We start from the raw sequence: 25,210 nt of genomic DNA, 5'->3' as shown, positions 1-25,210 counted from the left end.
CGGTCCCAAGGTGCTGCCATGGCCGAATGACGGCCGGTCGGTGCGGTCAGGCGTCGCTGGTGTCGCTGGTGTCGGTCGGTGCCGCCTCGCCGAGCAGGGCGAGGGTCAGCACGGTGCCGGAGATGCCCCAGCCGCCGTCGGCGACCTCTTCGACCAGCACCATGGTGTTGTTGCGGGCGCGCTCGCCGTAGAGCTCGACGTACAGCTCGGTGGTGCGGGTGACGATCTCCTCCTTCTGCTTCGGGGTGAGGGTCTTCTCGGGGACCTTGAAGTTCGCGAAAGGCATGGCTGGTCGTTCCTCTTCTCAGCGGGGCGTTACAGGGAGCGGCCTGCGGTGAGCAGGCTGTCCAGTCCGATACGGCGGAAGAAGTCGGCGCGGACGCGGTCGGCGACCGCGGAGACGATTTCGCTGCCGTCCCGGCTGGGGTCTGTGCGGGTGCGCAGGGGGCGGGTGCCTTTGCTCCATCGCGACCAGGCGCGCGACGGCTTCAGCGGCCTCGGCCACATCGGCGTCCGAGGACGAGCGCGGCCAGACGCCTGCCCGGATTTCCAGCAGGGGCCGGTGACGCCGGAGGGCCTTTCGTCAGTCGGTGGAGTGGCCGCGGACGGTTCAGACGATCCCGCCGTTGGCGCGGACGACCTGTCCGTTGATCCAGTGGCCGGCCGGTGCGGCCAGGAACGCCACGACCTCGGCGATGTCGGCCGGGGTACCGAGGCGCTCCAGCGGAGGCTGGGCTGCCAGGCGGGCGACGGTCTCCTCGTCCTTCCCGTCCAGGAACAGGTCGGTGGCCGTGGGGCCGGGCGCGACGGCGTTGGCGGTGATGTCCCGGCCCCGCAGCTCCCGGGCCAGGATCAGCGTCAGCGCCTCGACCGCGCCCTTGCCGGCGGCGTACGCGCCGTAGCGGGGGAAGGCGAGCCCCAGCACGGACGTGGAGAACGTCACGATCGCACCGCCGGGGCGCACCCGGCGGGCGGCCTGCTGCACGACGACGAACGTGCCGCGGATGTTGGTGCGGTGCAGGCCGTCCAGGTCGGCCAGGTCCAGCTCGGCGATCGGTGCCAGGTGCATCCGCCCGGCCGCGTGCACGACGACGTCGACCCCGCCGAACTCTGCTTCGGCCGTGTCGAACAGGGCCGCGACCGCATGTTCGTCGGCGACGTCGGCGCGTATCGCCGTCGCCCGGCCACCACTGGTGACGGCCTCCTGCACGGCTGCCTCGGCCTCGTCCCGGTTGCCGGCGTAGCCGACCACGACGGCGTATCCGTCGGCGGCCAGCCGGCCGACGGTCCGGCGGCCGATGCCGCGCGAGCCGCCGGTGACGAGCGCGACACGGGACGAGGCGGAGGGCTGCGCCGAGGCAGCGGTCCCGCCGAGGGCGGTGGGGGCAGGCATGGCTGACTCCTGTGGTGGATGGGGGTGGGGCCGCGGCTTCGCCGCTGCCCTGCCGGGTTCTCCACGATCGGCCGGTCGCCCAGCCCTTGCCAGGGCTGCGGTTACCCAGGGGATGCCATCCCCTGGCTGCGCTCCCGCGGGCGAGCGACCATGGAGGGGTGAACCTTCCAGAACTCGGCGCCTTCCTCAGGACACGCCGCGACCGCATCCGTCCCGCCGAGGTCGGTCTCCCCCAGGGCCCGCGGCGGCGCGTCCCCGGGCTGCGCCGCGAGGAAGTCGCCCAGTTGGCGGGACTGTCAGCCGACTACTACACCGAACTGGAACGCGGCAGCACGAAGAACGGGGCGCAGCCCTCGGCCCAGACCCTGGCCGCCCTCGCCCGGACCCTGTGCCTGAACGGCGACGAGCGCGCCCACCTGTTCCACCTGGCCGAACGGCCGGTCCCGCCGTCCGTACCCGGACCATCGGCACACGTGCAGCCCGCGCTCCTCGGACTCCTGGACCGGCTGTCCGACACTCCCGCGCGCGTCATCACCGACCTGCACGAAACCTTGGTGGAGAACGACCTGGCCTCGACCCTGCTCGGCAGTTCCCCGGCACACCGCGGTCCGTCGGCGAGCTTCGTGTACCGCTGGTTCACCGACCCGCAGGCGCGCGACATCTACCCGCCCGAGGACCACCCGCAGCACTCCCGGGTGTTCGTGGCCGACCTCCAGGCAGCGGCCGCCCGGCGGGGCCGGGACCCGGAGGTCACGAAGATGGTCGCCGTGCTGCGCCGCCGCAGCCAGGAGTTCGCGGCCCTCTGGGACACCCACGACGTCGCGGTGCGCCGCATGGACCACAAGAGGATCGTCCACCCCGTGCTCGGCGTCATCGAACTCGACTGTTACAACCTCCTCAGCGAGGACGGACGCCAACGCCTGCTGTGGTTCAGCGCTCCGCCCGGAAGCCCGGGAGCCGAGCGGCTGGAACTGCTGTCCGTCGTGCGAACCCAGGAGCTGAGTGCCACGGAGGGCAGGGCAGTGCAGAGGTTGTCCACGGCGGAATCCGGGTCGCAGCGCTGACCCGAGCCGCAGCGTGAGGGTCGCCCTCCCGGACCGGCGCGTGGCGCGGAACGAGGACGGCGGACGCCGGAGGACGGATGGTGCAGGACGGATCGGCGGACGGACGGTGCAGGACGGATCGGCGGACGGGCCTGCGAAGGCGCGACGCGGCCGTGGAAGAGCGCGGGGCCCGGGGCCGGAGCCGGTGGCTGCGCCACTCGCCTCCGGCCCCGGGCCCCGGTACGCACCAGCCGGTCCCGGGAGCCCGCACTCCCGGAAGCCGTACTGCCGGACGTTCTGCTACACGGGTCCGGCCACCGCGGCGACCGGCTTCTTCAGCGGCAGCCCCGACCCGTCCCTGCGGGGATCGGGTTCGGGCAGCTCGGCGGGGGCGCCGCTCTTGGTCGCCGCCAGCGCGGGTGTGGTGCCGGCCCAGGCCAGCCGCAGCCGGTCCTCGCCCTTGAGGAAGCGCTGGCAGCGCACGCCGCCCGTCGCCCGGCCCTTGCGCGGGTACTGGTCGAACAGGGTGAGCTTCGCGGTGCTCAGCGAGTCGTCGAGGGTGCCTTCCGCACCGGCCGCGGTGAACACCGCCGCCTCGGAGGCCGGGTCGACGGCGCCGAAGAAGAGCACCTGCACGTCCTGGGCGAGCTTGATGCCCGCGACCCCGCCCGCGGGGCGGCCCTGCGGGCGCACCTGGCCGGCCTGGAAGCGCAGCAGTTGCGCGTCGTCGGTGATGAAGACCAGGTCCTCCTCACCGGTGCGCAGTTCGGCGCCTCCGACGATGCGGTCGCCTTCCTTGAGGGTGATGACCTCCAGCTCACCGCGGTTGGCCGGATAGTCGGGGACCACGCGCTTGACGATGCCCTGCTGGGTGCCGATCGCCAGGCCGGGAGAGGACTCGTCCAGCGTCGTCAGGCAGATCAGCGTCTCGTCGGACTCCAGGGTGAGGAATTCCGAGATCTGCGCCCCGCCCGCCAGGTTGGGCGAGGTGGTCGACTCCGGGAGCTGGGGCAGGTCCACCACTTGCAGCCGTAGCAGGCGGCCGGTCGAGGTCACGGCGCCGACCTCGCCGCGGGTGGTGGCGGGCACGGCGGAGACGATCACGTCGTGTTTGACGCGCTTGGGGGCCTGGCCGAACTCGGCTTCGCCGTTGGCCGTGCGGGCGAGCAGGCCGGTGGAGGAGAGCAGCACCCGGCAGGGGTCGTCGGCGACCTCCAGCGGAACGGAGGTGACCGGGGCCTCGGCGGAGTCCAGCAGCTCGGTGCGGCGCGGCGTGCTGTACTTCTTGGCGATGGCGGAGAGCTCCGTGGAGACCAGCTTGCGCAGCTCCGCGTCCGACTCCAGGATGCGCGTCAACTGCTCGATCTCGCCCTTGAGCCGGTCCCGCTCGTCCTCCAGCTCGATCCGGTCGAACTTGGTCAGCCGACGCAGCGGAGTGTCCAGGATGTACTGGGTCTGGATCTCGCTGAGGCCGAACCGGGAGATGAGCGAGGTCTTTGCCTCGGCGGCGTTCTCACTCGACCGGATGATTCTGATGACCTCGTCGATGTCGACGAGCGCCACCAGCAGGCCCTCCACCAGGTGCAGCCGGTCGCGCCGCTTGCCGCGCCGGAACTCGCTGCGCCGGCGCACCACGGAGAAGCGGTGGTCGACGTAGACCTCCAGCAGCTCCTTGAGGCCGAGGGTGAGGGGCTGGCCGTCCACCAGCGCGACGTTGTTGATGCCGAAGGACTCCTCCATCGGCGTCAGCTTGTAGAGCTGGGAGAGCACGGCCTCCGGGTTGAAGCCGTTCTTGACCTCGATGACCAGCCGGAGCCCGTGCTCGCGGTCGGTGAGGTCCTTGACGTCCGCGATGCCCTGGAGCTTTTTCGCGTTGACCAGGTCCTTGATCTTGGAGATGACCTTCTCGGGACCGACGGCGAACGGCAGTTCGGTGACCACGATGCCCTTGCGCCGGGCGGTGACCTGCTCGATCGACACCGTCGCCCGGATCTTGAAGGTGCCGCGTCCGGAGACGTAGGCGTCCCTGATGCCCTCCCGGCCGACGATCTTGCCGCCGGTCGGCAGATCGGGACCGGGGATGAAACCCATCAGGGTCTCCAGGTCGGCACCCGGATGCTTGATCAGATGCCGGGCCGCCGCGACGACCTCGCCCAGGTTGTGCGGGGGCATGTTCGTCGCCATCCCGACCGCGATCCCCGAGGAGCCGTTGACCAGCAGGTTGGGGTAGGCCGCCGGCAGCGTGACGGGCTCCTCCTCGCTGCCGTCGTAGTTGGCGCCGAAGTCGACGGTCTCCTCGTCGATCGACTCGACCATCAGTCCCGCGGCCGGCGCGGAGCGGCACTCGGTGTACCGCATCGCCGCCGGCGGGTCGTCGTTGCCCAGTGAACCGAAGTTCCCGTGCCCGTCCACGAGCGGCAGGCGCATCGAGAAGTCCTGCGCCATGCGCACGAGCGCGTCGTAGATGGGGGAGTCGCCGTGCGGGTGGAGCTTTCCCATCACCTCGCCCACCACGCGCGCGCACTTCACGTACGACCTGTCGGGGCGCAGCCCCATCTCGTGCATCTGGTACAGGATCCGGCGCTGCACGGGCTTCATCCCGTCGCGGGCGTCGGGGAGCGCGCGCGAGTAGATGACCGAATACGCATACTCCAGGTAGGAGCCCTGCATCTCGTCGACGACGTCGATGTCGACGATGCGCTCCTCGAAGTCCTCTCCCGGCTCCGGTGCCGGTGTACGGCTTTTACTGCGGCGGGCCATCGCGGCTGCGGCTCCTTCGGCTTCGTGCGGTCGCTCTTGTGCTGTCGGCTGTGGCTGGTACGGGCCCTGCGGTCGGCCGACCGGACGGGTCCCGGTCGACCATTGTGGACCGCCGCACTGACAGGGCGGTCGCTCGGTAGACCGTACGGGAACTTCGCACCTTGTCGGCGTGGTTGCATACAGTGACAGGGCCGCCGGTCGCGTGAGACGCGCGGCGGCGGCAGTTCCCGGCGTCGGGCCGGGACATCCCGCGAGCGAAGGGACTCCACGCCCATGGGTCACACGGCCACGCCCCCGCCGGCCACCGGTGGGCTGACAGCGACGGAGCACCGGCTGGCCAACGGCCTGCGGGTGGTGCTCTCCGAGGATCATCTGACCCCCGTCGCCGCTGTCTGCCTCTGGTACGACGTCGGTTCCCGCCACGAGGCCGAGGGCCGCACCGGCCTGGCCCACCTCTTCGAGCACCTGATGTTCCAGGGCTCGGCGCAGGTCCAGGGCAACGGCCACTTCGAGCTGGTGCAGGGTGCGGGCGGCTCGCTCAACGGCACGACCAGCTTCGAGCGCACCAACTACTTCGAGACCATGCCGGCCCACGAGCTGGAGCTCGCCCTGTGGCTGGAGGCGGACCGGATGGGTTCGCTGCTGGCCGCGCTGGACGAGGAGTCCATGGAGAACCAGCGCGACGTGGTCAAGAACGAGCGCCGCCAGCGCTACGACAACGTGCCCTACGGCACCGCGTTCGAACGCATGACGGCCATGGTCTACCCCGAGGGCCACCCCTACCACCACACCCCGATCGGTTCCATGGCCGACCTGGACGCGGCCTCGCTGGAGGACGCACGGGAGTTCTTCCGCACCTACTACGCGCCCAACAACGCCGTCCTCTCGGTGGTCGGCGACATCGACCCGGACACGACGCTGGCCTGGATCGAGAAGTACTTCGGTTCCATCCCCGGCCACGACGGCAAGCGCCCCCCGCGGGACGGTGCGCTCCCGGACCCGGTCGGGGAGGAGCAGCGGGAGGTCGTCGAGGAGGACGTGCCCTCCCGCGCGCTGATGAACGGCTACCGCCTGCCGCACGACGGCACCCGCGAGGCGGACGCCGCCGACCTGGCGCTGACCGCGCTCGGCGGCGGCGAGTCCTCCCGGCTCTACACCCGGCTGGTGCGGCACGACCGTACGGCCGTGGCGGCCGGTTTCGGGCTGCTGCGGCTGGCGGGCGCCCCCTCGCTGGGCTGGCTGGACATCAAGGCGTCCAGCGGCGCGGAGACCGCCGACATCCAGGTGGCGGTGGACGAGGAGCTGCGCCGCTTCGCCGAGGAGGGGCCCAGCGAGGAGGAGATGGAGCGGGCCCAGGCCCAGCTGGAGCGCGAGTGGCTGGACCGGCTCGGCACGGTCGGCGGCCGGGCCGACGAACTGTGCCGGTACGCGGTGCTCTTCGGCGATCCCCAGCTCGCGCTCACCGCGGTGCGGCGCGTCCTGGACGTGACCCGCGAGGAGGTGCGGCAGGTGGCGGCGGAGCGGCTGCGTGCGGACAACCGTGCCGTGCTCGTGTACGAACCGCTGGCGAACGACGACGAGGAGACCGGGCAGTGAGCGAGACACCGGCGAGCACGAGCCCCGCGGGCATCGCGGCGGCAGCAGGCGAGAGCATGGAGTTCCACCCCCGGCCGGCCGGCGGTGCTCCCAAGCCGTGGGCCTTCCCCACCCCCGAGCGCGGCACGCTCTCCAACGGGCTGACGGTGCTGAGCTGCCACCGGCCCGGCCAGGAGGTCGTCGCCGTCGAGGTGGACCTGCGCGCGCCGCTGGACGCCGAGCCGGAGGGGCTGGACGGTGTCGCCACCATCATGGCCCGGGCGCTGAGCGAGGGCACGGACAAGCACACGGCGGAGGAGTTCGCCGCGGAGCTGGAGCGCTGCGGTGCCACGCTCGACGCGAACGCCGACCACGCCGGTGTGCGGGTGTCGCTCGAGGTGCCCGTGTCGCGGTTGCACAAGGCGCTGGGGCTGCTCGCGGACGCGCTGCGCGCCCCGGCGTTCCCCGACAGCGAGATCGAGCGGCTGGTGGCCAACCGGCTGGACGAGATCCCGCACGAGCTGGCCAATCCCGCCCGCCGCGCGGCCAAGGAGCTCTCCCGCGAGCTGTTCCCGGCCGAGGCGCGGATGTCGCGGCCCCGGCAGGGCACCGAGGAGACGGTGCGGCGCATCGACGCGGCGGCGGTACGCGCCTTCTACGAGGCCCATGTGCGCCCCGCGACGGCGACCGCCGTGGTGGTCGGCGATCTGGACGGGCTCCGCGACGGCGGCGTCGAGGCGGCGCTCGCCGAGACGCTGGGCGGCTGGACGGGTGCTGTGGTCGACTCGCGTGCGATGCCGCCGATCACCGCCGACGACACCGGCCGGGTCGTCATCGTGGACCGGCCCGGTGCGGTGCAGACGCAGTTGCTGATCGGGCGGGTCGGAGCGGACCGGCACGACCGGGTGTGGCCCGCGCAACTGCTGGGCGTCTACTGCTTGGGGGGCACCCTCACCTCCCGGCTGGACCGGGTGCTGCGCGAGGAGAAGGGCTACACCTACGGCGTCCGCGCGTTCGGGCATGTGCTGCGTTCGGCGGAGGACGGCAGCGGGGCCGCGCTGCTGGCCATCAGCGGCTCGGTCGCCACCGACGTGACCGGTCCCGCGCTGGCCGATCTGTGGCAGGTGCTGCGGACGCTGGCGGCGGAGGGGCTGACCGACGAGGAGCGGGACGTGGCCGTGCAGAACCTGGTGGGGGTCGCTCCGCTGCGCTACGAGACGGCCCAGGCCGTCGCGGAGACGCTGGCCGACCAGGTCGAGGAGCACCTGCCCGACGACTTCCAGGGCCGGCTCTACGCCCAACTGGCCGAGACCGGCACGGTGGAGGCCACGGCGGCGGCCGTCAGCGCGCTGCCCGCCGACCGGCTGGTGACGGTGCTCGTCGGCGACGCGTCCCAGATCGCCGATCCGGTACGGGAGTTGGGCATCGGCGAGGTCAAGGTGGTCACCGGCGGCTGAGCACTCGCCGACGGGCGCGTGCCAGGGGTGGAAGTGGGGCCCGGGCGGAGGAACTACTCCTTCCGGGCCCCTTGCGATGTCCGCTTTCGTCGCGGTTGCTGGCGAGTTGGAGTGTGGCGTACGTGACAAAACCAGGGATGCGTTTGCCGCTCGGAGTTGGCCCCGATTAGCGTCGTTGCCGCTGTCCGTCAGAAGTGACCGCACCCGCGGCCGACGGACCGCGATCGCCGAATCCCCGAGGCAGTGGCCGAGGGGGACCGGGGACCCACGTCCCATTGGGGTGAATCGGACGGCCTCGCAAGAGGCGGTCCGTAGGAGACCTTCCTGCTCCGAACCCGTCAGCTAACCCGGTAGGCGAGAAGGAAGGAAAGGAGTACGCCGCCCTATGGCGTTCACCCGTGCCACCGGCAAGCACCGGCGTCCGAGCAAGACCCGCAGGACCGCGGGCGGGGCGGCCGGCATAGCCGGCCTCGCCACCGTGGGCGTCGTCGGGTCCATCGCCTCCCCCGCCTTCGCCGCGAGCGGCGGGCAGAACCACGCGCCGCTCCAGCAGAACGCGGAGGTGAGCGAGGCCGTCGGCGGCCCGATCTCGGCGACGCTGGACGAGCAGGCGTCCGCGCAGGCCCTCCGGGCCGAGCAGGCCAAGGCCGAGTCCGAGGCCAAGGAGGCGGCCGCCGAGGCGAAGGCGGAGGCCAAGCGGAAGGCCGACGAGGCCAGGCGCAAGGCTGCTGCCGAGAAGGCGGAGAAGGAGCGCGAGGCCAAGCGCAAGGCGGCCCGGGAGGCCGAGCGCGCGAAGCTCAACGCCTACGTGCTGCCCGTCGAGGGCTCCTATGTCTCGACCGGCTACCAGCAGGGCGGCGGCATGTGGTCGTCCGGCAGCCACACCGGGATCGACTTCCACGCGGGGATGAACACTCCGGTCCATTCGGTGGCCGCCGGCGAGGTCGTGGAGGCCGGGAACGGCGGTGCCTACGGCAACAACATCGTGATCAAGCACAAGGACGGCACGTACACCCAGTACGGCCACCTCAACTCGATCGGCGTCTCGGTCGGCCAGCAGGTCACCTCGGGTCAGCAGATCGGGCTCTCCGGCTCGACCGGCAACTCCTCCGGCCCTCACCTGCACTTCGAGGCCCGCACCGGCCCCGACTACGGTTCGGACATCGACCCGGTCGCCTACCTGCGCAAGCACGGCGTGAAGGTCTGACGCGCGTCCCCGGCACCGCATGCGGCAAGCCCCCGGTCCGGTGACCGGGGGCTTGCCGCATGCGGGCTGCGGTGCCGCCCGCTCCGGCGGCCGCAGAGGTGTGCCTGGTACCGGCTACCGGCAGGCGTTCAGACCGTCTCCGGAAGCTCCTCCAGTCCGTCCGCGACCAGCTTGGCCAGCCGGTCCAGAGCCGCCTCCGCGCCGTCCGCCTCGGAGGCCAGGACGATCTCCTCGCCGCCCTCGGCGCCGAGGCCGAGCACGCCGAGCATGGAGGCCGCGTTGACGGGGGTGCCCTCGCCCTTCCGGACGGTGACGGGCACTCCGGTCGCCGACGCGGCGCGGACGAAGATGGAGGCGGGGCGGGCGTGCAGCCCCTCGGCCCAGCCGACGGTGACGCGGCGCTCAACCATGGTGTTGCCCTTCGAGTCGTACGAGGTTGTCTAGACCAGTCTTGCACGGTCGCCCGAGTCCACCGTGAACCGGCGGCGGACCCCCGGAGACGGTGCTCAGGCCGCCGACGATACGACGCCTCCGCACACCCCTGAGCACGCGCCCTCCCTCCGCCGTACGCTGGCCTCATGCCGAGCCCCGAGGAGCGCGCCTACCCGGCCCACTGGGAAGCGGACATCGTGCTGCGCGACGGCGGTACGGCCCGGGTGCGGCCGATCGCCCCGGACGACGCGGAGCGGCTGGTCAGCTTCTACGAGCAGGTGTCGGACGAGTCCAAGTACTACCGCTTCTTCGCGCCCTACCCCCGGCTGTCCGACCGCGACGTGCGCCGCTTCACGCACCACGACTACGTCGACCGGGTCGGCCTCGCGGCGACCATCGGCGGCGAGTTCATCGCGACCGTGCGCTACGACCGCATCGACCACCTCGGCCGCCCCGCGAGCGAGCCCGCCGACGAGGCCGAGGTCGCCTTCCTGGTCCGCGACGACCAGCAGGGCAGGGGAGTGGCCTCGGCCCTCCTCGAACACATCGGCGCCGTGGCCCGGGAGCGCGGCATCCGCCGCTTCGCCGCCGAGGTGCTGCCGGCCAACACCAAGATGATCAAGGTGTTCACGGACGCCGGCTACTTCCAGAAGCGCAGCTTCGAGGACGGCGCGGTCCGCCTCACCCTCGACCTGGAACCCACCGAGCGCTCGCTGGCCGTCATGCGGGCCCGCGAGCAGCGCGCCGAGGCCCGCTCCGTCGCGCGCCTCCTGGCCCCCGGCTCCGTGGCGGTCGTCGGGGTCAGCCGCAGCCCCGGCGGCGCCGGGCGCGCGGTGCTCGACAGCCTGCGCGCCGGGGGCTTCGCCGGTCGGCTGCACGCCGTCAACCACGCGCTGGACCCGCAGGAGGCCGTGCTGCCGGCCGGGGTGTCGGGACACCGCTCGGTGCGGGACGTCCCCGACCACGTCGACCTGGCCGTGCTGGCCGTCCCCGCCGACCAGCTCCACCGGGCGGTCACCGAGTGCGGCGAGGCGGACGTGCAGGGGCTGGTCGTCCTCTCCGAGGGGGTCGGCCGGGACGAGCAGCGCGAGCTGGTGCGGCTCGCCCGCTCCTACGGCATGCGGCTGATCGGCCCCGGAGCCCTCGGACTGATCAACACCGGTGAGGACGTGCGGCTGAACGCCACCCCGGCGCTGCGGATGCCCGAGCGCGGCGGCATCGGCGTCTTCACCCAGTCCGGGGCCATCGGCATCGCGCTGCTCGACGGTCTGGACCGGCGCGGCATCGGGCCCTCCTCCTTCGTCTCGGCGGGCAACCGCGCCGACGTCTCCGGGAACGACCTCCTGCAGCACTGGGACGAGGACGCGGCCACCGACGTCGTCCTGATGTACCTGGAGTCCATCGGCAACCCCCGCAAGTTCACCCGGCTCGCCCGGCGCACCGCGGCCCGCAAGCCGGTCGTCGTCGTCAAGGGTGCCCGGCAGCGCGGCAGCACGCCGCCGCCCGGCCACGCGGCGCCCGCGGCACGCACCCCCGACACCACCGTCCGCACCCTGCTGCGCCAGGCCGGCGTCCTGATGGTCGACACCTTCACCGAGCTGCTGGACACCGGGGTACTCCTGACCGAGCAGCCGCCCCCCGCAGGCCCGCGGGTCGGCATCCTCGGCAACACCGACGCGATGAGCCTGCTGGCCTACGACGCCTGCCTCACCGACGGGCTGCAGCCCCGTCCGGTCGTGGCACTGCCCGGTTCGGCCGGGCCGGGCGCGTTCGGCCGGGCGCTGCGCACCGCGCTCGCCGACCCGGCAGCGGACGCCGTACTGGTCACCGTGGTCCCCACCGTGCCGACCGAGCTGCCGGACAGCGCCGGAGCGGTCGAGCCCCGCACCCCGCCCGGCGGCCACGTCGAGGCCCTCGCGGACGCGCTGCGGGAAGCAGTCGAGGCGGCCGCGGCCGAGGGCACCCCGCGCAAGCCGGTCGCGGTCGTCCACCTGGCGATGGAGGGACTGCAGAAAGCCCTCGCCCAGCGCGGCCTGCCCTCCTACCCGACCCCGGAGCGCGCCTCCGGCGCCCTGGCCGAGGCGGTGCGCTACGCCCGCTGGCGCGCGGAGGCCGGCAGCCCCGGCAAGGTGCCCGACCTCGACGTGGACGAATCCGCGGCGACCGGGCTGCTGGCCGAGGCGACGCCGGCCTCTCCGGGCCGCGGCCGGACCCTGACCGACGAGGAGACGGCGCGGCTGCTGCTCAGCTACGGCATCCCGGTACAGCCCACGCTCCCGGCGCCGGACGCCGACGCGGCCGTCGAGGCGGCCCGCACCCTCGGCTTCCCCGTCGCGCTCAAGACCACGGCGCCGCATCTGCGGCACCGCGCCGACCTGGGCGGCGTGCGGCTGGACATCGCGGGCGAGAACGGGCTGCGCCGGGCCTACCGGGAACTCACCGAGGGGCTCGGCGCCCCCGAGGAGCTGCGCCCGGTCGTGCAGGCGATGGCGCCGCGCGGCGTGGGCACCCTGGTCCGCGGCACCCTGGACCCGGCCATCGGCGCCGTGCTCTCCTTCGGGCTGGCCGGTCCGCCCTCCGAGCTGCTCGGCGACACGGCGCACCGCCTGGTGCCCGTCACGGACAAGGAGGCCGCCGGGCTGGTCCGCGCCATCCGCTCCGCGCCGCTGCTGTTCGGCTGGCGGGGGGCCGAGCCCTCCGACACCGCCGCGCTGGAGGAGGTGCTGCTGCGGGTCTCGCTGCTGATGGACGATCATCCGCAGGTGGTCGCGGTGGAGCTCGACCCGGTGGTGGTGGCGCCCCGCGGTGTGACAGTGTTGAGCGCCTCCGTCCGTGTCGCCGACCCGGGAAGGCGCCCCGACCTGGGCGCGCGCAGGCTCCCGGCGTACTGACGGCGCTGCGGGGGCCCACCGGGGGGAGCGGGCCGGGCCGAGCCCGCCGTACGGCCCTTAGGATGGCTGTCATGGCGAAGACCGGTACGACGACGCAGGGGCTGCGTGAGGCGATCGAACGCAGCGGCTACTACCCGGCCCTCGTAGCCGAGGCCGTCGAGGCGGCGGTGGGTGGCGAGCCCGTGGCCTCATACCTTGTGCACCAGGAGACGACGTTCGACTCCAACGAGGTCCGCCGCCACGTCACGGTCCTGGTGCTCACCCGCACCCGCTTCCTCGTCAGCCACACCGACGAGCAGGCGGCGGACGGCACCTCGCCCTCGCCCTACGCCACCACCTCCACCGAGTCCGTGAAACTGGAGCGGATCTCCTCCGTGGTGCTCTCGCGGGTGGTGGCCAACCCCGAGTCCTACACGCCCGGCACCCTGCCCCGCGAGGTCGTCCTCACCATCGGCTGGGGCGCCGTCTCCCGGCTCGACATGGAGCCGGCCACCTGCGGCGACCCCAACTGCGAGGCCGACCACGGCTACACCGGATCCGCCACGGCCGACGACCTCTCGCTGCGGGTCAGCGAGGCGGGCGACGGTCCCGACACCGTCCGCCAGACCCTCGCCTTCGCGCAGGCGCTGTCCGAGGCCACCGCCGGAACCACCCGGGTCGGATCCCCGCAGTGACCGCTGAGAACATCCCGCACCCGTTCCCGGCACCGGGCGCGCCGACGCCGTCCGGTGGGGCCGGGTACGGCGGCGCCGTGCCGGACGGCCCGCTCGACCCGCGCACGGCCCCCGTCCCGCGCTACGGCTCCGGCTCGCTGGCCGACCTGCTGCCGTCCGTGGCCGCCGGGCTCGGCGTTCCCGGCCTGGCCGCCGGGCTGCGGCTCCCGCCCGCGGACCGGGCCTGCGTGTTCCTGGTGGACGGGATGGGCTGGGAGGCGCTCAGGGCGCACCCCGACGAGGCGCCGTTCCTCACCTCGCTGCTCGCCGGCTCCACCGCCGGTACGGGCGAACCCATCACCTCCGGATTCCCCTCCACCACGGCCACCTCGCTGGCCTCGGTGGGGACCGGTCGGGTGCCCGGAGAGCACGGACTGCCCGGCTACACCGCGCTGGACCCGGCCACCGGCGCGCTGATGAACCAGCTCCGCTGGCAGCCCTGGACGGAGCCGCACGTGTGGCAGCCGTACCCGACCGTCTTCCAGCAGGCCGCGGCCGCCGGAGTGCAGGTCTGCCAGGTGACGGCGCCGCACTTCGAGCACACGCCGCTCACCAAGATCGCCCTCTCCGGCGGTACCTTCCTGGGCCGGCTGTCCGCCGAGGACCGGATGGATCTGGCCGCCGAGCGCCTCGCCGCCGCGGACCGCACCCTCGTCTACACCTACTACGCCGAGCTGGACGGGAACGGGCACCGCCACGGCATGGATTCGGACGCCTGGCGGGGCCAGCTGATGTACGTCGACCGGCTCGCGCAGCGCCTCGCCGAGCAGTTGCCCCCGCGCTCGGTGCTCTACGTCACCGCCGACCACGGCATGGTCGACATCCCGCAGGGGCCCGAGGCGCGGATCGACTTCGACGAGGACTGGGAGCTGAGCGCCGGGGTCGCGCAGTTGGGCGGCGAGGGCCGGATGCGGCACGTGTACGCGGTGCCCGGCGCGGCGGGCGACGTGCACGCCGTCTGGCGCGAGGTGCTGGCCGAGCAGGCGTGGGTCGCCACCCGCGAAGAGGCCGTCGACCTCGGCTGGTTCGGCCCCGGCGTCGAACCGCGGGTGCGCGGCAGGATCGGCGACGTGATCGCCGCGATGCGCGACGACGTCGCCGTGGTGGCGACCCGGCGCGAGCCCAAGGAGTCCGAGCTGATCGGGATGCACGGCTCGGCGACGTCCGCGGAGCAACTCGTCCCGCTGCTGGAGGTCCGCACCTGACGCACCGCGTCCGGTGCGCCCGCCCGGCGCCCCCACGTGCGCACGCCCGAGGAACCCGAACCGAGAAAGGGCCCGACCTCCCATGCCAGAGCTGGTGTTCTTCTCCGGAACGATGGACTGCGGAAAGAGCACGCTCGCGCTCCAGATCGAGCACAACCGCTCGGCGCGCGGCCTGCAGGGCATGATCTTCACCCGGGACGACCGCGCGGGCACCGGCAAGCTCTCCTCCCGGCTCGGGCTGGTCGCCGAGGCCGTGGAGGTGGCCGAGGAACTCGACTTCCAGCGGCACCTGGTCCGCCATCTGACCTCGGGCGGCCGCACCGACTACGTGATCGTGGACGAGGCGCAGTTCCTCTCGCCCGAACAGGTCGAACAGCTCGCCCGCGTCGTCGACGACCTGGGGATCGACGTCTACGCGTTCGGTATCGCCACCGACTTCCGCACCCGCCTCTTCCCCGGCTCCCAGCGGCTGATGGAACTGGCCGACCGGATGGAGACCCTCCAGGTGGAGGCCCTGTGCTGGTGCGGCGCCCGCGCCACCCACAACGCGCGTACCGTCGGCGGCCGGATGGTCGTCGAGGGCGCTCAGGTGGTCGTGGGGGACGTGGGGGAGCCCAGCGGTGAAGTCGGCTACGAAGTCCTGTGCAGGCGCCACCACCGCAGACGGCTGACGGCCGCCTCGGCAGGGGCGGGAGCGCTCTCGCCCGACGTCCTCCCGGTGGACGAACCCGCCGGGGCGAAGGTCCCTCCCGGGCGCGGGCTCAGCGATCCGCTGCGGCGGGCCGGATCACACTGAAGTGCGCGCCCTCCGGGTCCGCCAGCGTCGCCACGCGCCCGTACGGTGAGTCGCCCGGGGGGCGCACCACACCGCCGCCCAGCTTCTCCGCACGGCCCGCCATCCCGTCCGGATCCTCCACCGCGAAGTACGTACGCCAGTGCGGCCCCCGGTCCCGCGGCAGGGCGTCCCCCACGCCCTGGATGCCCGCCACCGGGACGCCCGCCACGCACAGGGTCAGACAGTCGACGCCCGGCGCCTCGACGCTCTGCACGTCGTAACCGAACACCGCCTGGTAGAACTTGACCACCCGGCCCGTCTCCCGGGTGACCAGCTCGAACCACACCGGAGCCCCGGCCATTCCGCGCGGTGCCGTGCCCAGACCCGGCACGTGCACGTCCTGCCACAGCCCGAACGGGGCCCCGTGCGGATCGGAGACGATCGCCATCCGCCCCGCCTGCTCCGCGTCCAGCGGACCCACCGCCACCGTGCCCCCGTACGAACGGACCGCGGAAGCCGTGTCGTCGGCGTCGTCCGTCGCCAGATACGGCAGCCACGCCACCGGGAGCTGCCTGCCGTCCGCCTTCTTGCCCAGTCCGGCCACCTCGTGCCCCGCCGCGACGGCGCGCACGTACGGGCCGAGCTGCCGGGGACCGGCCCGGAACTCCCAGCCGAACAGGCCCTGGTAGAACTCCTTGCCGCCGTCCAGTCCGTGCACCATCAGGCTCGCCCATGCGGGCGCGCCGGGCGTGTGCCGCAGCCGAGTCGCTGCCTCGGTCATCTGCTTCGCTCCTTGACCATCATCGATGCGGTCGTGCGGGTGGAAGTGCCGCGGCCTCGTTGCCGCGGCGTCGTGACTACTCGCCAGTGCAGATGCTGTCACCATCCGTCGTGCCGCGCTCCCCGGCCGCGCCGCTGTTGCCGCTTCCGGTGGAGAATCCCCGATCCGTGTGCCGTCACCGACCCCTGGACCCCGGGGGAGCGGGCCTGCGCGAGGATGGCGCCATGACAGCCATCATCTCCGCAACGGCGCTCGCCGGCGACCTCGCAGCCGGCGCCGCGCCCGTGCTGCTCGACGTGCGCTACAAGCCCGGCGACCCGCCCGGTCTGCCCGCCTACCGGGCGGGCCATCTGCCCGGTGCCGTCTACATCGACCTGGAGAGCGAGCTCGCGGGTCCCGCGGGGGCCGGGACCGGCCGGCACCCGCTGCCCGCACCGGACGTCTTCGGCTCGGCGATGCGCCGCGCGGGAGTGACGGCGGACCGCCCCGTGGTCGTCTACGACGGCGGCGGCCCCGGCGGCGGCTGGGCCGCGGCCCGCTGCTGGTGGCTGCTCCGCTGGGCGGGCCACCCCGACGTCAGAGTGCTGGACGGCGGCCTGGCGGCCTGGCAGAGCCACCGCGACCCCGGGAGCGGGGAGCCGCTGCCGCTCAGCACCGCGACCCCCGACCCGGTGCCCGGCGACTTCACCCCCGCCTCCGGCGGCCTGCCGTGCCTGGACGCGGACGAGGCCGCGGCTCTGGCCCGGCGCGGAGTGCTGCTGGACGCCCGCGCCGCGGAGCGCTACCGCGGAGAGGTGGAGCCCCTCGACCCGGTGGCGGGGCACATCCCGGGCGCGGTCTCGGCGCCCACCACGGAGAACCTCACCGACGCGGGCACCCTCCGCTCCCCGGACGCCCTCGCGGAACGCTTCGCGGCGCTGGGCGCCGGGCCGGGCACGGAGGTCGGCGTCTACTGCGGCTCCGGGGTCTCCGCGGCCCAGGAAGTGCTGGCCCTGCACCTCGCCGGGATCGAGGCGGCGCTGTACGTGGGCTCCTGGAGCGAGTGGACGGCCGGGGGAGGCCGCCCGGTGGCCACCGGGCCGGAGCGCGGCTGAGCCCTGCGTGGCGCGGTCACCTGCCGCGGAGGACAGAGCAGGGGGCGGTCCGCTCGGACCGCCCCCGGTGCGCGTTGCCCGGGCCGGGGCCCGATGCGCCGCCTACTCCTTCTTGCGGCGGGTGCCGAAGACGATCTCGTCCCAGCTCGGCACCGCGGCCCGGCGGCCCGGACGGACGCCGTCGGCCTCCGCCTGCCGGTCGGTGTTGCCCTTGAGCCGGTCCCGGTGCGCGGTCACCGAGCGCGGCATCAGTACGTCCGCGTAGGCGGAACCGGCGCTCGCGGCGGGGGCGGGCGGCTCGACAGCCTCCGGCTCCTCCTCGCGTTCCCGCTCGCCCGCGGCGGTCTCGGCCAGTGCGGCGGCCGCCTCGTCGTCCTCGTCCTCCGCCGCACCCGGCTGTGCTTCCGGGACGACCAGGTCGCCCCGGAAGCTGGGCACCGCCTCCAGCAGGCTGGTCAGCGAGTCCGGGGTGCCGGCGCCGTCCTCGGCGTCGGACAGCGCCTGGTCGTCCTCGTCGCCGGGCGCCGGTGCCAGCGCGGCAGGCTCCAGTTCGGGCCGGCCGGAGCGCTCACCTCGGTCCGGGCGCTCGCGGGGCAGCCGGGCGATCCGGGGCACGAACGGGAAGCTGGGCTCCGGGGTGTCGTCGGTCTCGCCGATCAGCGCCCTGGCCTCGTCGTCCACTGCCTGCACCAGGCGGCGCGGCGGATCGTAGGTCCAGGTCGCGGAGTGCGGCTGGGCCGCGACGCGGTAGGCGAGCAGCACCTCCCAGGTGCCGTCGTCGCGCCGCCAGGAGTCCCAGTGCACGGAGTCCTTGTCGGCGCCGCGCAGCAGCAGCCGTTCGGCCACGGCCTCGCCGAGCTGTGGGCCGACGTTCTCGCCGGGGCGGCGCACCGGGGTCTTGCGGGCGCGCTCGGCCATGAAGGCGCGCTCGGCGAGCACCGGGCCCTCGAAGCGGCGCACCCGGTCGACCGGGATGCCCGCGAGGGAGGCGACCTCCTCGGCGGAGGCACCGGCTCTTATCCGCGCCTGGATGTCCCGAGGCCGCAGGTGGCTCTCCACCTCGATCTCGATCTGGCCCAGCCGCGCCCGGTCGTTCCGGACGGCGGCGCGCAGCCGCTCGTCGATCGGAAGCGTGTATTCCGTGCTGTCGGCAGCTTTGAGCACCAGTCGTGTGCCGTCGTTGCTGACGGCCACGACACGCAGTTCGGGCATGGGGACCTCCCGGGTGGTGCCTGCCGACGTCACGTGCGTCGCTGCTCCCGCTAGACGAGTGTGGCCTGCCCGGGTGCAGCCTGCCACAACCTTGCCGACTTCCTCGGGGTCCGAGGCTGTTTCCAGATCGTTGTTCGAATCGTGTGGAACTGCCCGGAACCGCCGCTACGGCACGGTTGCCTCCTCACAACGCACAGTGACCGAGGTGGTCACCGTGTGCAGCCGACGCCGGGTCAGAACCGAGACCAGGGCTCGTCACACTACTCCATTAGGGCCACCCGGGTGGACCGCCGCGCCTCCGAAGTTGCTCCGGAGTAAGGGAGTTGACGCCCCAAGAGTCCATTTGGCCTGGATACGGGGGTGGGAAGCATCACAGAACCACCCGAAATGGAACCCTGACCTTCGCTCGAAAGTCCCCTAATCGTGCACAGTGCTTGGAGTGTGCGATCAAGGGCGGTAAATGGACAAGAGCGACAAGCAATCCATATCCAGCAGGGGAGCCCCCGAGCAGGAGGAGAGCAAGAGTGGAAAACGGCTGGAGCTGAGCCTGGCCCAGGTGCTGGGCAGTGCGGTCGCCGCGGTGGTCGCCGCGTTCGCCGCCGGGCAACTCGGGGTGTACGGCACCTTCCTGGGCGCCGGTGTGATGAGCCTCGTCGCGACCAGCGGCGGCCCGGTCTTCCAGCACTTCTTCAGCAGGACCGGCGAGCAGATCAAGGAAGTCACGGTGCCGCCCAAGGCCCGGCAGCTCCCGGTTCGGGACCCGGCCGCCGGCTGGAAGGACGACGAGGGCGGGCACACCGGCCAGGCGGTCCACAACGCCGATGTGCTGCACGGCTCCGGCCCCGTCACCACCTCATGGGGGCAGGGGGCAGGCAGCGGCGCCGGGCCGGACGGCACCGACGCGACCCGAGCGCTGCGCCGTGACGACCTGACCGGGGCGCTGCGCTCCGAGGCCGAAGCCGTCCCGCTCCGGGACGCGGACGCCACCCAGGTGCTGGGCACCGCGGACGCCACCCGGGTGCTGCGGAGCCGGCACCCGGCGCGGTCACCGCAGCCCGCCGACGCCACCCGGGCGCTGGAGGGCGCCGACCGGTCCGCGTCCGCGCGGGACGGGGCGGCGGCAGCCGGGGAGGTCCCCGGCGACGGAGAGTTCACCTCGGCCACCACCCACGGCACCACGTGGCGCGGCTGGCGGCGCACCCTGCTGCCCGCCGTGCTGGTGTTCGTGATCGCGATCGGCGGCATCACGCTCTACGAGGCGCTCTCCGGCCACAACGTCTCCGGCGGGAAGGGCACCTCGCTCAGCGACGTGTTCCGGCCGGGCCACGACTCCTCCACCGGCGACTCCCCGGACGCACCCCCGGCGAGTCCGGGCCCGGACGGGTCGGAGGACGGGCAGCGCCCGACCACCGACCCGTCCGGCTCCGGACAGTCGGCCGATCCGGGCGACCGGAACGGCGACCGGAGCGGACGGAACGACTCCGGTGACTCCGGTGACACCGGTGGCGGAGCGACGCCGACCCCCGAGCCGTCCCCCTCCCAGCCGGACGGCACCGACGACGGTGGAGACTCCGGCAGCGGCGACACCGGCACAGGCGACAGCGGCTCGGACAGCGGGCAGGACGGCGGTGCCGGAACCGACCAGGGAGAGACCGGAGGCTCCGGCAGCGGCGCCGATCCGCCGCAGGGCCAGCAGCCCGGCTAGTACCCCGGACGGTCCCGCAGTGCGACGGGCCGTGCCGTGCATCGCTCCCGATGTGCGGCACGGCCCGTCGCGACGCAACCGCCCCTGTGCCCCGCAAGGGGTGTCAGTCGCCCAGCACGCGCCGCAGGTAGTCGTTGCCGAAGACCCGGTCCGGGTCCAGGCGGTCACGCAGGGCCGTGAACTCCTCGAAGCGCGGATACACCCCGGCGAGGTACTCCGCGTCCCTGCTGTGCAGTTTCCCCCAGTGCGGGCGGCCGGCGTGCGCCGTCATGATCCGCTCGACCGCGCTGAAGTACGCCTCGTGCGGGGTGCCCCGGTACATGTGCACCGCCACGTACGCCGTCTCACGGCCGCTCGCCGTCGACAGGGGGATGTCGTCCGCGGGCGCGGTACGTACCTCCACGGGAAAGCTCACCCGGAAGTCCGAGCGCTCCACCAGCGCCTTCAGCGCGCGCAGTGCCTCCACCAGCGCGGCCCGCGGTATCGCGTACTCCATCTCCAGGAAGCGCACCCGGCGCGGACTGGTGAAGACCTTGTACGGGATGTCGGTGTAGCTGCGTGCCGACAGCGCGCGACTGGAGACGCGGGCCACCCCGGGGACGGCGGCGGGTATCGCCCTGCCGAGCGAGCAGGCCGCCTGGAAGACGCCGTTGGAGAGCAACTCGTCGTCGACCCAGCCCCGCAGCGGGGTGAGCGGAGCCGCGGGGCCCGCACTGCGGTTGTTGCGCTTGGTGTTGCAACTCTCGGTGTGCGGGAACCAGTAGAACTCGAAGTGCTCGTTCTCGGCCACCAACTGATCGAACTCGCCGACGACCCGGTCGAACGGCATCGGTTCCTCCCGCGCGCTCAGCAGGAACTCCGGTTCCACCGCGAAGGTGATCTCGCTGACCACGCCCAGCGCCCCCAGCCCCACCCGCGCGGCGGCGAAGAGGGCCCGCTCCTGCGGTGTGCCCTCCGCCGAGCAGCGGACCACGGAGCCGTCGGCGAGCACCAGCTCCAGCTCGGTGATCTGCGCGGCGACCGAGGCCGAGGTGCGGCCCGTGCCATGGGTGCCGGTGCTGACGGCGCCCGAGACGGTCTGCTCCATGATGTCGCCCATGTTCGTCAGCGACAGGCCCCGGGCCGCCAGCGCGGCGTTCAGCACCTTCAGCGGGGTACCCGCCGCGACGGTGACCGTGCCCGCGGCCCGGTCCACGGCGCGCACTCCGGTCAGCCGCTCGGGCCGGACGAGCACCCCGTCCGTGACGGCGGCGCCGGTGAACGAATGCCCGGTGCCCGCCGCTTTCACGCGCAGCCCGTCCGCGGCCGCACGGCGCACCACCTCGGCCAGCGCCTCCGTGGTGGAGGGCGAGACCGTCCGCCGAGGGGCGGCCACCACGTTGCCCGCCCAGTTCCGCCACGTTCCCGTCCGGCCGTCCGCCGTCGACCGCACACCTGATCGCCCGCTCATCTGTGCCTGTCCCCTCTCGCCGCGGCGCTCTGTCCAGAGCGCGGCCGGGGCCGAGGAACGCACCACGACCGCCGACGCCCCCCGCACCGGTGGGTCCCCACCAGTTGGAGAGGGATCATACTCACGGCTCTCGCACAGACACCCGACAGTGCGCCGCGCAGCGGAGGCCGGGCGCCTGCCGCGTCCCCCGGATGGGAAGATCGAGGCATGTCCGATGCGCTGCCCACCGAACCTTCCGGCCCCGGGCCGGACTCCTCCCCGGCCCCCTACGACGCGCTCCTGCTGCTCTCGTTCGGCGGTCCCGAAGGGATGGACGACGTCGTCCCGTTCCTGCAGAACGTCACCCGGGGACGCGGTATCCCCACCGAACGCCTCGAAGAGGTGGGCCGCCACTACTACCTGTTCGACGGGGTCAGCCCGATCAACGAGCAGAACCGGGCCCTGCTGGCGGCGCTCCGCGAGGACTTCGCCGCACACGGCCTCGAACTGCCCGTCTACTGGGGCAACCGCAACTGGGCGCCGTACCTCACCGACACCCTGCGCGAACTGGCCGGCGACGGTCACCGGCGGGTGCTCACCCTGGCGACCAGCGCGTACGCCTCCTACTCGGGCTGCCGCCAGTACCGGGAGAACCTCGCCGAGTCGCTGGCGGCGCTGCGGGACGAGGGCCTGCGCCCGCCGCAGGTGGACAAGCTGCGTCACTACTTCAACCACCCGGGCTTCCTCGAACCCGTGGTCGACGGTGTGCTCGCCTGTCTGGACGACCTCCCCGCCGAGGTGCGCGACGGCGCGCACCTCGCCTTCACCACACACTCCATCCCCACCGCCGCGGCCGACACCTCCGGCCCCGTCGAGGCGCACGGTGACGGCGGCGCCTACGTCGCGCAGCACCGCGACGCCGCCGAACTGATCACCGAGGCCGTCCGGGAGCGCACCGGCGTACGGCACTCCTGGAGCCTCGTCTACCAGTCGCGCAGCGGCCCGCCCTCGGTGCCGTGGTTGGAGCCGGACATCTGCGACCACCTGGAGGAGCTGCACGGGAACGGCGTGCCCGGTGTGGTGATGGTGCCGGTCGGCTTCGTCTCGGACCACATGGAGGTCCGCTACGACCTGGACACCGAGGCCATGGACAAGGCGGCCGAGCTGGGCCTGCCCGCCCGGCGCTCGCCCACGGTGGGCGCCGACCCGCGGTTCGCGGCCGCGGTGCGGGAACTGGTGCTGGAGCGCGCCGCCGCGGAGCGGGGCGAGGCGCCCGCCCGGTGCGCGCTGGGCGCACTCGGCCCGAGCCACGACGTGTGCCCGGTCGGCTGCTGCCCGGCGCGGACGCCGAAGCCGGCCGCGGCAGGTGCCGACGCGCCGCCCTTGTGAGAGCCCCGCGCCCGGATCCCGGGCGCGCCCGACCGCCCGCCCCGGCCCACCGCCGCGCCGGTACCCGGTCCACACGACAGGAGCTTCGACACTCGTGACCGACACCCCGCAGTCCGCATCCGAACCCGCTGACGACGCGCTCAAGGCCGAGCTGCTCGCCCTCGCGCAGGAGGCCGCCGCCCGCGCGGGCACCCTGCTGCGCGACGGGCGCCCGGCCGATCTGGGCGTCGCGGCGACCAAGACCAGCCCCATCGACGTGGTCACCGAGATGGACCTGGCCTCCGAGCGGCTGATCACCGGATTCCTGGCCGAGCACCGTCCGCAGGACGGCTTCCTCGGCGAGGAGGGCGCCGTCAGCGAGGGCACCTCCGGTGTCCGCTGGGTCATCGACCCCGTCGACGGCACCGTCAACTACCTGTACGGACGTCCCGACTGGGCCGTCTCGATCGCCGCCGAGTACCACGGCGAGCGGGTCGTGGGCGTGGTGGCGGCACCGGTACGCGGTGAGACCTGGCAGGCGGTCAGCGGGCAGGGCGCCTTCCTGGACGGCCGGCGCCTGCGGTGCCGCCCGTCCCCGCCGCTGGAGCAGGCGCTGATCGGCACCGGCTTCGGCTACGTCAGGGAGCGGCGGGTGGCCCAGGCCGCTGTCGCCCAGGAACTGGTGCCGCGGGTGCGCGACATCCGCCGCGGCGGCTCGGCCGCCATCGACCTGTGCGACGTCGCCACCGGGCGGCTGGACGGCTTCTACGAGCGCGGCCTCAACCCGTGGGATCTGGCCGCGGGGGATCTCGTCGCGCGGGAGGCCGGTGCCCGCACGGGCGGCCGTCCGGGGCTGCCCGCCGACGGCGCTCTCACCGTCGCGGCCTCGCCGGGGGTCTTCGAGGTCCTCCAGCCGCTGCTGGAGGAGCTGGGCGCCTGGCACGACCGGCCGGCCGGCGCGGCGGAGTAGCCCGGGAACGGCGATGCGGCCCCCCGGACCGGAGGGCCGCATCGCCGAAGCGGGCTCGAAAGGACCGTCAGGCGACCTGCACGCCGTGCTCGGCGGCCAGGCGGCGGAGGTCCTCCAGTTCCGACTGCTCGACGTCCACGAGGAAGTCGTCGCCGGATTCACGTGCGCGGTGCAGGTCGGACTCGGTGGTCCGTATACGCTGCAGGATGCCTGCGGTGAATGCGTCCATGGTGTGCCCCCTCGTCGCGGGTCGGTGGCACGGGGTGTGCCGAGGGAAGTGGTGCGTGCCCGATCACGGCGTGGTCCCCGGACTGCGTCGGAGGTGCGTTGTGGCACCCTGCGCACAGGGCGTGATCGTGGATGGTGCTCAGGTCCTCCCCAACCGGAACCTCAGAGAAACCTCAACCGCTCCGAAAATGTGCCGGCGGCCCGTGCCGGAGTCCGCCGCCGGCTTCTCACCTCCGCTCTTACCGCCGATTTACCGGGGTCCGGGGCACGATGGGGAGCACGATCCCCCATCCGTATCCAGGGAAGGAACAGCGCCGTGCGCGTACTCGTCGTCGAGGACGAGCAACTGCTCGCCGATGCCGTGGCGACGGGCCTCCGCAGGGAGGCCATGGCCGTCGATGTGGTCTACGACGGGGCGGCGGCGCAGGAGCGCGTCGACATCAACGACTACGACGTCGTCGTACTCGACCGGGATCTGCCGCTGGTGCACGGGGACGACGTCTGCCGCCGGATCGTGGAGCTGGGTCTGCCCACCAGGGTGCTGATGCTCACTGCCTCGGGGGACGTCAGCGACCGGGTCGAGGGCTTGGAGCTGGGTGCCGACGACTACCTGCCCAAGCCCTTCGCCTTCTCCGAGCTGACGGCCCGCGTGCGGGCGCTGGGGCGGCGCACGACCACCGCTCTCCCGCCGGTGCTGGAGCGGGCCGGTATCCGGCTGGACCCGGGGCGCCGCGAGGTCTCCCGGGACGGCCGGGAGATCCAGTTGGCACCCAAGGAGTTCGCGGTGCTGGAGGTGCTGATGCGGGGCGAGGGCAGCGTGGTCTCCGCCGAGCAGCTCCTGGAGAAGGCGTGGGACGAGAACACCGACCCGTTCACCAACGTGGTGCGGGTGACGGTGATGACGCTGCGCCGCAAGCTCGGTGAACCACCCGTGATCGTCACCGTGCCGGGCGCGGGGTACCGGATCTGACG

22 protein-coding genes and 1 riboswitch are annotated in these 25,210 nt (G+C 73.3%); of the genes, 13 read left to right on the top strand and 9 right to left on the bottom strand.

The genetic code is table 11. The features are described from left to right. Positions 1-46: 46 nt before the first annotated feature. From BMX65_RS29160 to BMX65_RS29150, 3 genes are all read right to left on the bottom strand, one after another. On the bottom strand, positions 47-286 hold the full coding sequence (locus BMX65_RS29160) for a tautomerase family protein (RefSeq protein ID WP_075003356.1): 240 nt from the start codon (positions 284-286) through the stop codon (positions 47-49). A 29-nt stretch (positions 287-315) separates the two neighbouring features. After that, positions 316-507 carry a short-chain dehydrogenase/reductase gene (locus tag BMX65_RS33200; protein ID WP_075003355.1) on the bottom strand — a complete coding sequence of 64 codons (192 nt, stop codon included), beginning with the start codon at positions 505-507 and terminating at the stop codon, positions 316-318. Positions 508-610: 103 nt separating this feature from the next. Beyond that, positions 611-1,393, bottom strand: coding sequence for an SDR family oxidoreductase (locus BMX65_RS29150; RefSeq protein ID WP_075003354.1), 783 nt, complete (start codon positions 1,391-1,393; stop codon positions 611-613). A 158-nt stretch (positions 1,394-1,551) separates the two neighbouring features. Here BMX65_RS29150 and BMX65_RS29145 point away from each other — a divergent pair, with 158 nt between their 5' ends. Continuing rightward, entirely contained in the window at positions 1,552-2,457 is a 906-nt protein-coding gene (locus BMX65_RS29145) for a helix-turn-helix transcriptional regulator (RefSeq protein ID WP_075003353.1), read from the top strand. Between the two features lie 279 nt (positions 2,458-2,736). Here BMX65_RS29145 and BMX65_RS29140 read toward each other — a convergent pair whose 3' ends face one another. Beyond that, the gene (locus tag BMX65_RS29140; RefSeq protein WP_075003352.1) at positions 2,737-5,196 is read right to left on the bottom strand and encodes a DNA gyrase/topoisomerase IV subunit A; all 2,460 of its coding nucleotides are present in this window, start codon (positions 5,194-5,196) and stop codon (positions 2,737-2,739) included. A gap of 273 nt (positions 5,197-5,469) precedes the next feature. Here BMX65_RS29140 and BMX65_RS29135 point away from each other — a divergent pair, with 273 nt between their 5' ends. From BMX65_RS29135 to BMX65_RS29125, 3 genes are all read left to right on the top strand, one after another. After that, on the top strand, positions 5,470-6,792 hold the full coding sequence (locus BMX65_RS29135) for a M16 family metallopeptidase (RefSeq protein WP_075003351.1): 1,323 nt from the start codon (positions 5,470-5,472) through the stop codon (positions 6,790-6,792). Between the two features lie 56 nt (positions 6,793-6,848). Then, the gene (locus BMX65_RS29130) at positions 6,849-8,228 is read left to right on the top strand and encodes a M16 family metallopeptidase (RefSeq protein ID WP_075003419.1); all 1,380 of its coding nucleotides are present in this window, start codon (positions 6,849-6,851) and stop codon (positions 8,226-8,228) included. Positions 8,229-8,443: 215 nt separating this feature from the next. Then, positions 8,444-8,599, top strand: a riboswitch (cyclic di-AMP (ydaO/yuaA leader). Positions 8,600-8,613: 14 nt separating this feature from the next. Further along, complete coding sequence (locus tag BMX65_RS29125) at positions 8,614-9,435, top strand: M23 family metallopeptidase (RefSeq protein WP_075003350.1); 822 nt, start codon at positions 8,614-8,616, stop codon at positions 9,433-9,435. Between the two features lie 128 nt (positions 9,436-9,563). Here BMX65_RS29125 and BMX65_RS29120 read toward each other — a convergent pair whose 3' ends face one another. Continuing rightward, complete coding sequence (locus BMX65_RS29120; RefSeq protein ID WP_027760887.1) at positions 9,564-9,845, bottom strand: HPr family phosphocarrier protein; 282 nt, start codon at positions 9,843-9,845, stop codon at positions 9,564-9,566. A gap of 168 nt (positions 9,846-10,013) precedes the next feature. Here BMX65_RS29120 and BMX65_RS29115 point away from each other — a divergent pair, with 168 nt between their 5' ends. The 4 genes from BMX65_RS29115 (at position 10,014) to BMX65_RS29100 (ending at position 15,472) form a co-directional block, all read left to right on the top strand. Then, a complete protein-coding gene (locus BMX65_RS29115) occupies positions 10,014-12,758 on the top strand; it encodes a bifunctional acetate--CoA ligase family protein/GNAT family N-acetyltransferase (protein WP_075003349.1) in 2,745 nt (914 codons plus the stop codon). Between the two features lie 71 nt (positions 12,759-12,829). Then, a complete protein-coding gene (locus BMX65_RS29110) occupies positions 12,830-13,432 on the top strand; it encodes a DUF5998 family protein (RefSeq protein WP_075003348.1) in 603 nt (200 codons plus the stop codon). After that, complete coding sequence (locus BMX65_RS29105; RefSeq protein ID WP_398764194.1) at positions 13,429-14,676, top strand: alkaline phosphatase family protein; 1,248 nt, start codon at positions 13,429-13,431, stop codon at positions 14,674-14,676. Before BMX65_RS29110 ends, BMX65_RS29105 begins: the two co-directional genes overlap by 4 nt. Positions 14,677-14,758: 82 nt before the next feature. Next, complete coding sequence (locus BMX65_RS29100) at positions 14,759-15,472, top strand: thymidine kinase (RefSeq protein ID WP_075003347.1); 714 nt, start codon at positions 14,759-14,761, stop codon at positions 15,470-15,472. Here BMX65_RS29100 and BMX65_RS29095 read toward each other — a convergent pair. Continuing rightward, positions 15,438-16,232 carry a VOC family protein gene (locus BMX65_RS29095; protein WP_075003346.1) on the bottom strand — a complete coding sequence of 265 codons (795 nt, stop codon included), beginning with the start codon at positions 16,230-16,232 and terminating at the stop codon, positions 15,438-15,440. The two genes, BMX65_RS29100 and BMX65_RS29095, sit on opposite strands and share 35 nt — an antisense overlap. Positions 16,233-16,456: 224 nt before the next feature. Here BMX65_RS29095 and BMX65_RS29090 point away from each other — a divergent pair, with 224 nt between their 5' ends. Next, positions 16,457-17,326, top strand: coding sequence for a sulfurtransferase (locus BMX65_RS29090; RefSeq protein ID WP_075003345.1), 870 nt, complete (start codon positions 16,457-16,459; stop codon positions 17,324-17,326). A 102-nt stretch (positions 17,327-17,428) separates the two neighbouring features. On the opposite strand, the gene sepH is transcribed toward BMX65_RS29090, so the two are convergent. After that, positions 17,429-18,538 (bottom strand): septation protein SepH, encoded by a 1,110-nt coding sequence (gene sepH / locus BMX65_RS29085; RefSeq protein ID WP_075003344.1) that lies wholly within the window; start codon positions 18,536-18,538, stop codon positions 17,429-17,431. A gap of 460 nt (positions 18,539-18,998) precedes the next feature. Between sepH and BMX65_RS29080 the strand changes: the two genes are divergently transcribed. Then, complete coding sequence (locus tag BMX65_RS29080; RefSeq protein WP_239501936.1) at positions 18,999-20,243, top strand: hypothetical protein; 1,245 nt, start codon at positions 18,999-19,001, stop codon at positions 20,241-20,243. 103 nt (positions 20,244-20,346) lie between these two features. Here BMX65_RS29080 and BMX65_RS29075 read toward each other — a convergent pair whose 3' ends face one another. Continuing rightward, positions 20,347-21,693: a D-arabinono-1,4-lactone oxidase gene (locus BMX65_RS29075; protein WP_075003343.1), complete on the bottom strand. Its 1,347-nt coding sequence runs from the start codon at positions 21,691-21,693 to the stop codon at positions 20,347-20,349. Positions 21,694-21,900: 207 nt separating this feature from the next. Between BMX65_RS29075 and BMX65_RS29070 the strand changes: the two genes are divergently transcribed. Then, positions 21,901-23,061, top strand: a complete 1,161-nt coding sequence (locus BMX65_RS29070) for a ferrochelatase (RefSeq protein WP_075003342.1) — start codon at positions 21,901-21,903, stop codon at positions 23,059-23,061. 94 nt (positions 23,062-23,155) lie between these two features. Beyond that, positions 23,156-24,010 carry an inositol monophosphatase family protein gene (locus BMX65_RS29065; protein WP_075003341.1) on the top strand — a complete coding sequence of 285 codons (855 nt, stop codon included), beginning with the start codon at positions 23,156-23,158 and terminating at the stop codon, positions 24,008-24,010. A 67-nt stretch (positions 24,011-24,077) separates the two neighbouring features. Here BMX65_RS29065 and BMX65_RS33105 read toward each other — a convergent pair whose 3' ends face one another. After that, complete coding sequence (locus BMX65_RS33105) at positions 24,078-24,239, bottom strand: hypothetical protein (protein WP_019359798.1); 162 nt, start codon at positions 24,237-24,239, stop codon at positions 24,078-24,080. Between the two features lie 315 nt (positions 24,240-24,554). On the opposite strand from BMX65_RS33105, the gene BMX65_RS29060 reads away from it, so the two are divergent. Continuing rightward, the gene (locus BMX65_RS29060; protein WP_019359799.1) at positions 24,555-25,208 is read left to right on the top strand and encodes a response regulator transcription factor; all 654 of its coding nucleotides are present in this window, start codon (positions 24,555-24,557) and stop codon (positions 25,206-25,208) included. Positions 25,209-25,210: the final 2 nt, after the last annotated feature.

It is taken from the genome of Streptomyces qinglanensis (assembly GCF_900111245.1).
Lineage (GTDB): Bacteria > Actinomycetota > Actinomycetes > Streptomycetales > Streptomycetaceae > Streptomyces > Streptomyces qinglanensis.
The sequence above is the reverse complement of the archived record's forward strand: the minus strand, read 5'-3'. Positions and strand labels throughout refer to the sequence as shown.

Bases quoted from the DNA above. Each gene is read 5' to 3' on its own strand.
- BMX65_RS29140 (WP_075003352.1), bottom strand. From the start codon at position 5,196: ATGGCCCGCCGCAGTAAAAGCCGTACACCGGCACCGGAGCCGGGAGAG.
- BMX65_RS29120 (WP_027760887.1), bottom strand. From the start codon at position 9,845: ATGGTTGAGCGCCGCGTCACCGTCGGCTGGGCCGAGGGGCTGCACGCC.
- BMX65_RS29110 (WP_075003348.1), top strand. From the start codon at position 12,830: ATGGCGAAGACCGGTACGACGACGCAGGGGCTGCGTGAGGCGATCGAA.
- BMX65_RS29115 (WP_075003349.1), top strand. From the start codon at position 10,014: ATGCCGAGCCCCGAGGAGCGCGCCTACCCGGCCCACTGGGAAGCGGAC.
- BMX65_RS29135 (WP_075003351.1), top strand. From the start codon at position 5,470: ATGGGTCACACGGCCACGCCCCCGCCGGCCACCGGTGGGCTGACAGCG.
- BMX65_RS29090 (WP_075003345.1), top strand. From the start codon at position 16,457: ATGACAGCCATCATCTCCGCAACGGCGCTCGCCGGCGACCTCGCAGCC.
- BMX65_RS29095 (WP_075003346.1), bottom strand. From the start codon at position 16,232: ATGACCGAGGCAGCGACTCGGCTGCGGCACACGCCCGGCGCGCCCGCA.
- BMX65_RS29080 (WP_239501936.1), top strand. From the start codon at position 18,999: ATGGACAAGAGCGACAAGCAATCCATATCCAGCAGGGGAGCCCCCGAG.
- BMX65_RS29160 (WP_075003356.1), bottom strand. From the start codon at position 286: ATGCCTTTCGCGAACTTCAAGGTCCCCGAGAAGACCCTCACCCCGAAG.
- BMX65_RS29130 (WP_075003419.1), top strand. From the start codon at position 6,849: ATGGAGTTCCACCCCCGGCCGGCCGGCGGTGCTCCCAAGCCGTGGGCC.
- sepH (WP_075003344.1), bottom strand. From the start codon at position 18,538: ATGCCCGAACTGCGTGTCGTGGCCGTCAGCAACGACGGCACACGACTG.
- BMX65_RS29150 (WP_075003354.1), bottom strand. From the start codon at position 1,393: ATGCCTGCCCCCACCGCCCTCGGCGGGACCGCTGCCTCGGCGCAGCCC.
- BMX65_RS29075 (WP_075003343.1), bottom strand. From the start codon at position 21,693: ATGAGCGGGCGATCAGGTGTGCGGTCGACGGCGGACGGCCGGACGGGA.
- BMX65_RS29125 (WP_075003350.1), top strand. From the start codon at position 8,614: ATGGCGTTCACCCGTGCCACCGGCAAGCACCGGCGTCCGAGCAAGACC.
- BMX65_RS29100 (WP_075003347.1), top strand. From the start codon at position 14,759: ATGCCAGAGCTGGTGTTCTTCTCCGGAACGATGGACTGCGGAAAGAGC.
- BMX65_RS33105 (WP_019359798.1), bottom strand. From the start codon at position 24,239: ATGGACGCATTCACCGCAGGCATCCTGCAGCGTATACGGACCACCGAG.
- BMX65_RS33200 (WP_075003355.1), bottom strand. From the start codon at position 507: ATGTGGCCGAGGCCGCTGAAGCCGTCGCGCGCCTGGTCGCGATGGAGC.
- BMX65_RS29070 (WP_075003342.1), top strand. From the start codon at position 21,901: ATGTCCGATGCGCTGCCCACCGAACCTTCCGGCCCCGGGCCGGACTCC.